Source organism: Mitsuaria sp. BK037, from assembly GCF_014193045.1.
Lineage (GTDB): Bacteria > Pseudomonadota > Gammaproteobacteria > Burkholderiales > Burkholderiaceae_C > Roseateles.
In genome coordinates, this window is sequence record NZ_JACHYS010000001.1 from 2,877,479 (window position 1) to 2,888,691 (window position 11,213).

An 11,213-nucleotide genomic window follows, 5' to 3' on the forward strand; every position below is an offset into this window, starting at 1 on the left:
CTCCGGGTGGCGGCGGTCATCGAACCGCCCGGCCCGGCGCGCTGACGAACCCTCTTCTTCAAGGGCCCCGGTCGGGCCCTTGTCGTTTCATGCAACTGGAGTAGCAATGACTGACACCCCGATGGCCGACGAGTTCGGCGACTCGATTGACGTCGAGAACGCGCAGCGCCTCGGCGAGCTGCTGGCCGTGCTGGCCGGCCAGGCTGATCCGGATGCCCCGGCGATCACGCTGGATACGCTGGATGGCTACCTGACCGCGCTGCGCGTCGGCCCTTCGGACGCCGCGCCGATCCAGGCGATGGACGCGCTGTTCGGCGAGGACTGGCCCGCCGGCCTGGACGAGGAGGACCTGACCGACGCGTTCATGGAAGCGCTGCACGTGCGTTGGAACGAGATCGGCGACAGCCTCGAGCCGCAGCCGCTGCTGGAGGCGCCGGAGCAGATGCACCTGACGCCGCTGATTTCCGAATTCGATGAGGAAACCAAGGCCGAGTTGGTCGCGCAAGGCGCGATCACCGCCGAACTGCTGGAGCGCATGCCCGCGCCCGGCGCGATGTGGGCCCAGGGCTTCCTGCAGGCGGTCGAGGACACGCACGCCTGGACGCTGCCCGACGGCGACGGCGCCGACGACCTGCGGCTGATGCTGGAGGCGGTCGAGGCGGTGACGCTGGCGGCGGACTCGACGCCGCGCGCGGCCTACATCGAGAAGGCCTATGAAGAACCGGACGGCATCGACCAGAACGCGCTGATCGACGACATGCTCTTCACCGTGCAGGACCTGCGCCTGTTCTGGATGCAGCAACGGGTGCTGAAGGATGCGATCTCCGGCCTGGCGGGCGACGACTCGACGCACTGAGCCTCACACGGACATCACACCGACCACCGAACGCCGGCCTCGCGCCGGCGTTGTTCATGGTGCCGGCGGAGGGGCCTCGACGGCCTGGTTCGACCTCGGCCTGCCCGCGCGGTTCGTCCTTCCCAGGGCCCGGCGCGCCTTCAGCGTCAGAGCCGGCCCTTGCAATTCGGCGCGCCGCAGCGGCAACGCAATCGCCCCTCGTGATGGCTCTCGCCGTAATCGGCGCAGATCTCCTCGCCGGGCGCGATGTCGCGGATCGCGTAGAACTCGGCCCGTCCCTGCCGGATGCGCAGCACCGCGTTGGGCGCACAGCTGTGATTGACGTGGCGCAGCGCGCAGTCGGACTTCGTTGCGTCGATCGCCGTCTTGTCGGTCACCTCGACGACGTGGATGCGGCGTCGACCCTCGATGCGCCGGCGGGCCTCGCGCACCGGCACGATTTCGCCGCGCATCTCGCCGATCTTGAGTCGCGCCGGGATCGGCTCGGCGGCGAACACGCCCAGGCCATCGATCGGGCTCTTGTCCACGGTGAGCGCAAAGCGCTCGGCCGGCTGCGGCTCGCCCTTGCGACGCGCCGGTGCCTCGGTGGCAACGGCAGCGGCGGGGACGGGAGCGACGGAACTCAGTCGAGGCATGAAGACGAGGCGCGGTCCTGGCCGCGGAGAATCGGGAAAGGCGCATTGTCGCGCCGTTGCCACTCGCCGCCGGGCGCCGCCGGAAGTTCGCGGTTGACGGCCGCGACGCACGTCCAAGATACTGGCCCGCATGTCCCTCGCGAACCGCACCGTCTTCGTCGTCCAGCCGTGCTGCATGTGCCTGATGCATGCGCACCTGTGCGCACGCCAGCCGGGGCAGCGTCGATCGCGGTAGACCCTCCCCACGGATCCGGACCTCGACGTCCACCCCCAGGATCCCCGACTCCCCCCGACAAGGCCCGCGTTACCCGCGGGCCTTGTCGCTTTCCGCCCTCGGTCCTTCACCCCACCAGGAGACCCCGATGCAGACCCCGCCCCCTTCCCCCCGCGACCTCAGGATCGCCGACGGCCTGACGCTGAGGCGCCCGCGCGTCGAGGACGCTCGCGCCCATGCCGAGCTGATGGGCCATGCCGGCGTGCAACCCTGGTTGCTGCAGACGCCTTACCCCTCGGAACTGCAGTGGCAGGAGCGATTCGGCAAGGCGCCCGACACCAGCAGCGGCGAACTGGTGCTGCTGGCCTTCGATGGCGACCGCCTGGTGGGGTCCGCCGGCTTGCATCCGGTCGGTCCGCAGGCCCGCCGTCGTCACGCGATGATGCTCGGCATCGGCGTGCATCCGGAAGCGCACGGCCTCGGCGTCGGCTCGGCGCTGATGGACGCGCTGGTGCGTCACGCGGACGACTGGCTGGGCTTGCAGCGCATCGAGTTGACCGTCTTCGTCGACAACCTGCGGGCGATCCGGTTGTACGAGCGCTTCGGCTTCGAGCACGAGGGGCGTCTACGCGGTTTCGCGCTTCGCGAGGGACGCTACGTCGATGCGTTCACGATGGCGCGCCTGCATCCGCGGCCGCCGGTGATCGAACGCTCGCCGGAGTGAAGTCAGGCGCGGCGCCATGCGGCGCCGCTTGCCCGGGGCCGGCTCCGGGCGCGCTCCCCGTGTGATCAGTCCATCGAGACGAGCGCGCCTTCGGCGCTGCGCCGCTGGGTTTGCGCATGCAAGTCACCGTCGGAGGCGCGGCCTTGCGGTTGGGAGGAGCTGTCGGTGCTGCGGTCGGGAACCGCAGGCTGGGGGGCTGGCGGACGGCTGGGCTGCCGCTTGCCGGTGATCAGCAGGCGAGCCAGCTTGACGACCTCGCTGGCCTGCGCTGGAGCGGCGGGCAGAAGCAAGGCAACGCCCAGCAGGGCGGCCCCCAGCAGGGCCAGAGGATGCCGGTGGGCGGTCTGCGCTTGTCGTTGTCGGCTCTGCATGGTCTCCCCGCGCGAATCTGGATCTTGGCGTCGATGGTGGAGTATCGAAAGTCAGCCCCCTCGCCGCCAGAGGCTGGCGACGAATTGCGCCCTGGAGCGGCTGACTTGCGGTCAGGCGGGATGGGTTCACCCCGGCGAGGAGGCGCCGGCCCCGGCCTGCGGCGCCCCGCGGCGCGTGGGTGCTCGCAGCCCCGCACCGCGCACCTCGAACCGGACCTGCTGCAGCACATGCCCGCGGTTGTCCAGCAGCGCGAGTTCATGACGTCCCGGCATCGGCAGCCAGTCCAGCGTTGCCCCTTGGCCGATGACGCGACCATCGAGGCGCCATCTGGCCGTCGCGCCGCGTTCGAGCCGCCCGTCATGGGTGAAACGAAGTCGCTGCGCCGCTGGCGGGATGTCCGGATCCAGGGCGTAGATTGCTCCGTCGGCGGGATTGCTGAGCGCGACGGCCGTGCCGGCGGGCTGGATCACCGCCTGTTCGGTCCCGGCGATGAACCACTCCCGTCGCGGCGGCTCCTGCGCGCTGTCGAATCGCGTCTGCCGAGCGACCACCCCGCGGGGGGGATCGACCGACTCGGGCAACCGTCCCGCGTGCAAGGCCAGCATCACCTCGCGCCAGACCGGCGCGGCGCCGCTCACACCGGAAACCTGCTGCATCGCCTCCCCGCTGGAGTTGCCGACCCACACGCCCACGGTGTAGCGGCTGGTCCAGCCGACGCACCAGTTGTCCCGCATGTCCTTGCTGGTACCCGTCTTGACCGACGCCGGGAACGGCAAGGCCAGCGCGCTGGACAGGCCGAAGGTGAGCGCCCGCGCGTTGTTGTCCGCCAGCACGTCGCCGACGATGAAGCTGGCCTTGGGGTCCGCGACCTGACGGGACGATGCGCGCTTGCCGCCCGCCGCCCGCTGCCCGCCCGGCAGCGCCGCGTCGGCATACCTGCCGCCGTTGGCCAGCGCTCGGTAGGCGTTGGTCAGCCCCAGCAAGGTGACATCCGCGCTGCCTAAGGCCAGCGAGGGACCGTAAAAGCCGCCCGTCTCAGGCAAGCGCAGCCCGAGGGCATTGAGACGTTCGAAAACCGCCTCCGGCGTGAGCATCAGCGACAGCCGCACCGCCGGGATGTTGACGCTGCTGCCCAGCGAAGCCCGCGCGCTGACCCAGCCGCGGTACTGCTTGTCGTAGTTCTGCGGCAGATAGAGTCCAGCCGCCGTCGCGATCTGGGCCGGTGAGTCGTCCAGCAGGCTCGCCGCCGTGATCAGGCGGCGCTCGATCGCCAGTTCATAGAGGAAGGGCTTGAGCGTCGAGCCGGGCTGCCGCCGGGCCAGCACATGATCCACCTGCGCCGACTCCGACAACTGGCTGCCGCTGGAGCCGACCCAGACCCGGACTTCGCCGCTGGCGTTGTCGAGCACGAGGACCGCGCCATCCTCGACCTGTCGACCGGACAGTTCCGCCAGATGCCGCCGCAGCGACTGGACGGCGACCCGCTGCCAGGTGGCGTCCAGCGTGCTGCGCTGCGCCGCGGGTCCGCCCGGCTGGAGCGCGAGGCGGGCGAAATGCGGCGCCCACTGCGGTGCGTCGGCCACCGTCAGCACCTTGCGACGCAGGACCGCCCCCACTTCGTCCACGAGGCCATCGCAGCTCTGACGCATCGCCTGCAGCACGCCGCAAGCCCGCGCGCTGATCGTCTCCACCGGCGAATTCGGCCCCCGCAGCATCGCGGCGAGCATCGCTGACTCTCGCGCGTCAAGTCCGCTCGCCCGCTTGCCGAAAAGCGCTTGCGCGGCGGCCGGCACCCCGACCAGTTCGCCGCGCAAGGGCACGCGGTTCAGATAAGCCTCGAGGATCTGCGCCTTGGTCCACTGGGTCTCCAGGCGACTGGCCACCCACGCCTGCCCCAGCTTCTGCCGGAAACTGCGGCCCCCCCGGCGCGCCAGATCCTCGTCGAGCAGACCCGCGAGTTGCATCGTCACCGTCGAGGCCCCACGCGTACGCGTGTTCCATAGGTTCGCCCAGGCGCTGGAGGCGACTGCCGACCAGTCGACGCCGCTGTGCTCGTAAAAGCGCTGATCCTCGGACAACAGCATGGCCCGCAACAGCGACGGCGACATGTGCTCGACCGTCACCCAGGCGAGGACGCGACGTTTCGGATCCAAGCGGACCGTCTGCAGGACCTCGCCGCGTCGGTCCAGCAACTGGAAGTCCGACACCGGATGCGAGGCGCGCGTCTGCGCGAAGGTGGGCAGCGTCTGGGCGCAGGCGCCCCCCAACAGCCCCACCAAGCCGGCGACAAACACAGCGCCCCGCTTCGCCGCTCGTGCAAAGCGGGCGCGCAAGCAGTCGCCGGCCCCCTTCAAGGCGCCACCTCCAAGGTGGCGTTGGGCAGCTCGCCGAACCGGTCGGGCGAGTACATCGCTTCGGCGCGTGTGGTCGGCATCTGGAAGTGCCCGGCATTGTTCAGGCGCACCGTGTAGGTCAGCACATGTCGACCGCGCGGCAGATAGCCGAAGTAGGCTCGCCACGCGCTGAAGCTGCGCTCGATGAAATCGGGCCAGGCCTCACCCTCGGCGCGTTCTCCCTGGCTGTCGATCGTGCCCTCGAGAACGGCGGCGCCGGTCGGCAACGGATCGCTCAACACCACCCAGGACATGTCGGCCGCCGCCTCGACCTCGAGCCGCACTCGCATCACGTCGCCACGCGACCAACGCGGCGCCGCCTTCTGAGACACCGCCGTGACGGTCCGCTTCACGGTGTATCCCGAGTTCAGCGGCGCTTTCAAGGGAACGGCCGACAAGGCCTGGATCGTGGCCCAGGGCTTGCCCTCGCCCGACTGCTGGACCGACAAGGTGGCCTCGCCCGAAGCGGGCCAGGGCAGACGCAGTTCGCCGCCACCGGGCTTGCCTGTCCAGTCCAGCGTCGCGGAAGCGGTGGCGAGCTTGGCCTCGGTTCGCCCCTTCACCGCCTGCGATTCGAAGCGAGCGGAGAATTTTTCCAATGCGAGGGCCCCCCAGAGGTTCGCGGTCGTATTGAACCAGGCCCCTCGTTCCTGACGAGCGAGCGCGCCGACGACCAGCCGCGGCAGGTCCTCCTTCCATGCCGGATCGTCGACCAGCGCGAGGATCGCGCGCGCCGCCGTGGCGTCACCGCTGCCCATCAGCCACCAGGCATCACCCTCTTCGTTGACGAAACGCAACGTGGTTCCCGCGAAGCTCAAGCGGCTTCGCAACTGGTTCTGCGCCGCAGCGATCTGGGCAGCGCGGTCCGGCGCCGAGGCCATCCTCTGATGCAGCACCAACCAATCGATGACGGCGCTGGTGGGCCAGTTCGGCAGGTTGCGGCCGTCCACCGTCCCCAGCTGCCGCACCGTCGCCTTGTCGTGGCGCGCCAGCGCGGCCAGGGCGGCAATGCGCCGCGGTTCCTCGTCGGGCCGAGGCGACCAATGCCGACGTTCGATGCGCCCCTCCACGAAGGCGGCCAGGCCGTCGAGGGCCTTGGTGAGCTGCGTCGTAGGCAGGGCGCGCCCCGACTCCTGCGCGGCGGCCAGCAGATGGGCCGTCAGGACGTCGCTCCCCTGGGTGAGATGGCGCGACAGCGGGAAGTAGGCAAAGAGCCCATCGCTGTCCTGGTAGCTGGACAGCTGTCCCATCAGCCCCGCCCATGCGGCGTCGTCGTGCAAGGCGATGAATCGCGAACTCTGCTGCTCAAGGCAGGTGAACGGGTATTGCTCGAAGTAGCGCCTGACGCCGGGCAGCGCGCTCGACAGCCGAGGCTGAAGCCCGATCTGCAGTCCGCCACGTTTGACGCCCTGCGCCGGCAAGGCGTCGGCCGGAGCGGCGACGGGAAGGCTGAGCGGACCATCGAGTTGACGCAGTGTCGCCTGGAGCACCCGCAAGGGCACCGCCGCCTGGACGGCTTGCGTCGTCCGCATGGCGTCCTTGGCTCGCGCGCCGCCCTGTTCCTCGGCTTGCGCTTCCCAGACAATGCGCTGCGCGCCTTCGGGGATCACGATGTCCCAACCTACTTCCTGCGCAGCGCCCGCCGCCAACTTCACGAGGCGTGCTTCCGTCGGCACCGGTTGCTCCCCGGCCTCCAGGCTCGCCTGACCCTTGAGACTCACGCGCAAGTCCATTGCGCGCTGCGTCGCGTTGCGCACCGTGACCATGGCCTGGACGCGATCGCCTTCGCGCACGAGCGGCGGCAGGCCGGAGAGCAGTTGGAGGTCCTGGCTCACGTTGATGCTGCCCTCCCCCGTGCCAAAACGCTGCCCGGGCGCGTCCGCGACGGCAACCAGCCGAAAGCGCGTCAGCGAGTCGTTCAGCGTCACCTGGACGAGGGCTTCGCCCTGCGCGTTCAGCTTGACCACCGGCTGCCAGGCCAACAGCGTGTCGAAGAGTTCCCGCGTGGCGAAGCCGCCTCCACCACCGGCCGCCACCGCTTTCCGCCCGTAATGGCGCCGACCGATGATCTCGCTGTGCGCGGTCGCTGTCGTCACCCCCCAGGCGCGGCTCTGGATCATGCCTTCCAGCAGCTTCCAGCTCGGGTTCGGTGCCAAGGCCAGCAGGCCTTCGTCGACCGCCGCGAAAGCGATCTGCGCGTCGGGGACCGGCTTGCCATCCTGCGTGACCCGAAGCTTCACCTGGGCACTCTGGCGAACCCCATACTGGGGTTGCTGAGGCACCACCTCGACCTGCAGGCGATGCTTGGCCTGCCCGATCTCGATGGCCGCCATGCCGAACTTGAAGGAGGGTTTGGACAGGTCGACCATGGCCGTCGGCGGCTGGTAATCGCCGGAGGCCCGCCACTCACGCCACCAGTTGACCGGCTCGCGCCATCCCCAGGAGAAGAACGAATACCAGGGCACGTCACGCAAACGCCCCCGAAGGACCATCACGCCGACGTAGGCGTTCGGCGTCCAATTGCGGTCGATCTTCAAATCCAGCCAGGGATCACGCCCGGAGAGCCGCCGCACCTCGCTGTGGAGCACCCCTTCGCGTTCAACGGTGATCAGCGCGGTCGCCTCCCGGTAAGGCATGCGCACCTGGAAGCGGGCCGTCTCGCCCGGCTCATAGCGACGGCGTTCCGGGATCACGTCGATGCGGTCGTCGTTGTCCTGGGCGAACCACAGTTCACCGGCTCGCGTCACCCACAACGAGCGAGCGGCGCGCGCAGTGCGGCCACCCTCGTCCGCCGCCGAACCGAGCAGTTCGACCTGACCGCCCTGGTTCAGCTTGATTTCGCAGCGCATCAGTCCCATGGCGTCGGTCTTGCCGTTGCAGAGCTCTCCCAGGTCCTTCAGCTGGCGCTGATGCTCGTAGGCGTAGAAGCCTCCCACCAGACGCTTGCGCGTGCTCAGCGTCTGGATCTGACGCGCGCCCACGCTGATCTTCTGATTGGCGAGCGGCTTGCCGTTCGTGTCCAGCGCCACCGCCTGGATCTGCAAGGGCTGTCCGTTGGCGACCCAGCTCGGTGCGCGCAGGCCCACGACCACGTTCGCCGGCCACACGACTTGCGAAGCCGCACGCGTGTGCGTCTGGCCATCGGGATCCCGGTAGTTCAGCTCCACGCGCAGCTCGGATGGCCGGTCCACGGTGCCCTTCAGCGGCACCTTGAACTGGATCCCGCCTTTCGCGTCGGTCTGCAAGGCGAGCTTGTCGAGCAGCAACCGGCTCGTGCCGGCCGGACCGCCTGGAGCTTCGTCATCACCCGGGTCGCTTTCGCTCCCGCTGTCCGGCCCCTGCGCGGAGGGAGGATCGAACACGAAGTCCTCGAATCCTGGAAACTGGGCCCATCGAGCTTGCAACAGCGCACTCACCTCGGTCGCCGCCTTGGCCATCGGACCACCGGCCATGAAGTTCAATTGCGCCGCCCAGGATTGCTCCTGCGCACCGGGGGCAGGAGACTTCGGTGGAATCAGTCGCGCATCGACCAGCGGCACGCGGAACTCTTCCACCTTCACGCCGCCGCTGTCCCAACTCCGCGGTCCCGACGTTTCGCCGCTGCGCTCCATCACGAAGCGATAGCGTCCCAGCTTCGCGTCCGCGGGGACCTTCCAGGAACTCACGGCGTAGCGTGCCCCCTCCCAGCGCAGGTCCAGCGAGGCGACATCCTCGCCCGTCCCTTCGAACTGGATCCTCAGCCTGTTTGGCAGTTGATCCGCAGAAGGGTCGGAGAGACCCTGGACCGTCTCCAGACGGAAGAAATGCTTCATTGAGACCGTCTCACCGGCCCGCAGGAGAGGCCGATCGGTCACCGTATGCGCCCGTGCGGCGCGTTCAGAACCCCAGGCGACGGGCACGTTGAAACGCCACGGCTCGATGCCACGACTCCAACCGCTGAACATGAAGGCCATGTCCTGCGGCTTACCAGGCTGATCAAGCCGCGCCGTGATGAAGAGCCCCGACTCGGCAATGCACTCGCCACGCCCTCGATCCGCATCGAGGTTGGGGCGATCGATGCTTGCAAGTCCTCGCGCGTCGGTCCGCCCCGTCCACAGGGACTTGCCCCGACAGTCATACACCGACACCTGCGCCGATTCGACCGGACGACCTCCATCGAGCGAGGTCACCCAGACGAGGCTATCGTCTTTTCCCAGCTTGAAGTGCAGACCGAGATTGGTGACCAGGGTTCCGGTCCGGACGAACATCGGCTGAACGGGGTCGAGCAGCGATTGTCCGAGCTTCGGCGACTTCAGCTCGAGCACGTGATAGCCCGGTTGCGACAGCGGAATGCCGATCACGTCGATCGCCTTGTCCGGATTCGGTGGCGGTACCGTCATCGACTGCAGATCCGCCGCGCCCTTCAACCATTCGGACTTGCGGTCTTCCCATTCGTTCTGCTTGTGCAGCCGACCGTACCAACGAAGGATGTCAACGTCGTCGCTGATGCGCTTGATGCGTAGATGTCCGCCAGAACGCGGTTGCAGATCCGCTTGCACGTGCCGCATGCTCAGGGGCACGAGGCTGGGGCCCTTGAATTCCCACTCCACGATGCCAAAAGGTGCCGCCGCGAACTTGGCCAAGGGAGGCGCGGCGGCGGTCCGGATCTTCATCGGAAAACTCGCAGCGTTCGAGAGCGTTCGGCCACTCTCGTCCTTGATGCCAGGAGGGAGCTCCAGGACATAGTCCTGCTGTTCGGCCAGTGGCGCAGGAAAGCGCAACGAGGACAACGCGTTCGTCGAATCCTGATCCTGATCTGTCGGCAGAACCGGCGACAGGCTGACACCGCCTGGGCCCTTCAGCCTCACCTTGAGCGCTTGCTCTCTGACGATCGGCTCAGAGAAGGACACCGACAGGGGACGCACCGGTAGGCACGGCGCATTCGCGCGCTCACGTTCACAAGAGAAGTCCGCCGTCAGGGGAGGACGCACGGAGAAGTGCAACCGCCGCTCCCCACGTGTACGTACCGCCGCGTTGGATGCGCCAGTAATCCCGGGCCCCCAAACGAGACTGGCATCCGCGCCTGCTGGCAGCGGTCGTTTGCATGCAACAAGAATCCAGATCTCGCTGTCGGTATGCCGCTGCCCGACGGTTCGAAGGGCTGCATCGCGCTCCGCATTCGGCCGCAGCTCCACGGGAATGCGCTCACCAAGTGCCTTCGATTCGCACCACATGTTGGGCGCGACCGTGTCCAAGCGCGGCGTTCCGGACAGTTGGAGCAGGAAACGCTGATCCTCCTCGATGCGCCCGCCTTCCCATGGCCTCACCTGTCGCACGGTTGGCGCGCTCAGCTGGAACATGAACTGTTGAGCGCCGGACCAGCCCGGTGTCGCTCCGCGCGCGGTGGGGCGGAAATCGGCGCGCGCGGTGACAACGCACTTCGCGCCGGCGGCCAATGGACGGGAGAAGTCGAAGATCCACTCGCGCTCGTTAGTCCATCGACCTGTGCCGGCGACGTCGATGCCGTCGCACCGCAGCTCGACAGGACTAGGCAATCGGGGATCTCCGATACGTGCGACCTCAGCCTTGAAACGAACGACAACGTTCTGAACCGTAGCGATTTCTCCTTGAGGAGAAACGGACGCAATTTCGGCCGCGTTACAGGACGCGCCGATCGAAAACAATGCCAGTAGCGCCAGCTGCAAAAAGCTCGCTGTCTTTCGTGCTCGATACACACTCGCTCCTCGGAATCCCGGACGAGCAAGCAGTCTATTTCGCGCAAGACTGAAAACACAGCCCCACAAAAGGGGCCATCGCATCCCCCGAAAGTCGGCCGGGTGTTCAGCGCATCATTGACGATCGGAGAGATGCCGGAGAGCGGCATCCCAAATGCAAAACCCCTCGACTGTTTCCAATCGAGGGGTTTGCGGGATATTAGCCTGACAATGACCTACTTTCACACGGGAATCCGCACTATCATCGGCGCTGAGTCGTTTCACGGTCCTGTTCGGGATGGGAAGGGGTGGGACCGACTCGCTAT

General features: G+C 67.9%; 6 protein-coding genes and 1 rRNA gene. 2 read left to right on the forward strand and 5 right to left on the reverse strand.

The genetic code is table 11. The features are described 5' to 3' along the window. The first annotated feature begins 106 nt into the window (after nt 1-106). Nucleotides 107-856 carry a UPF0149 family protein gene (locus FHT37_RS12070; protein ID WP_091734157.1) on the forward strand — a complete coding sequence of 250 codons (750 nt, stop codon included), beginning with the start codon at nt 107-109 and terminating at the stop codon, nt 854-856. A 146-nt stretch (nt 857-1,002) separates the two neighbouring features. Here the strand turns inward: FHT37_RS12070 and FHT37_RS12075 are convergent, their stop codons facing one another. Then, on the reverse strand, nt 1,003-1,668 hold the full coding sequence (locus tag FHT37_RS12075) for an SET domain-containing protein (protein WP_254783604.1): 666 nt from the start codon (nt 1,666-1,668) through the stop codon (nt 1,003-1,005). Nucleotides 1,669-1,853: 185 nt separating this feature from the next. Here FHT37_RS12075 and FHT37_RS12080 point away from each other — a divergent pair, with 185 nt between their 5' ends. Continuing rightward, nucleotides 1,854-2,429 carry a GNAT family N-acetyltransferase gene (locus FHT37_RS12080; RefSeq protein WP_183481076.1) on the forward strand — a complete coding sequence of 192 codons (576 nt, stop codon included), beginning with the start codon at nt 1,854-1,856 and terminating at the stop codon, nt 2,427-2,429. A 65-nt stretch (nt 2,430-2,494) separates the two neighbouring features. Here FHT37_RS12080 and FHT37_RS12085 read toward each other — a convergent pair whose 3' ends face one another. The 4 genes from FHT37_RS12085 to rrf form a co-directional block, all read right to left on the reverse strand. After that, entirely contained in the window at nt 2,495-2,800 is a 306-nt protein-coding gene (locus FHT37_RS12085; RefSeq protein WP_091734163.1) for a hypothetical protein, read from the reverse strand. Nucleotides 2,801-2,926: 126 nt separating this feature from the next. Further along, nucleotides 2,927-5,155: a penicillin-binding protein 1C gene (gene pbpC / locus FHT37_RS12090; protein WP_255489546.1), complete on the reverse strand. Its 2,229-nt coding sequence runs from the start codon at nt 5,153-5,155 to the stop codon at nt 2,927-2,929. Next, nucleotides 5,152-10,908: an MG2 domain-containing protein gene (locus FHT37_RS12095; protein WP_183481080.1), complete on the reverse strand. Its 5,757-nt coding sequence runs from the start codon at nt 10,906-10,908 to the stop codon at nt 5,152-5,154. The genes pbpC and FHT37_RS12095 overlap by 4 nt, the downstream gene beginning before the upstream one ends. Nucleotides 10,909-11,110: 202 nt before the next feature. Next, nucleotides 11,111-11,213: ribosomal RNA gene (gene rrf / locus FHT37_RS12100) — 5S ribosomal RNA — on the reverse strand; the annotation flags it as partial.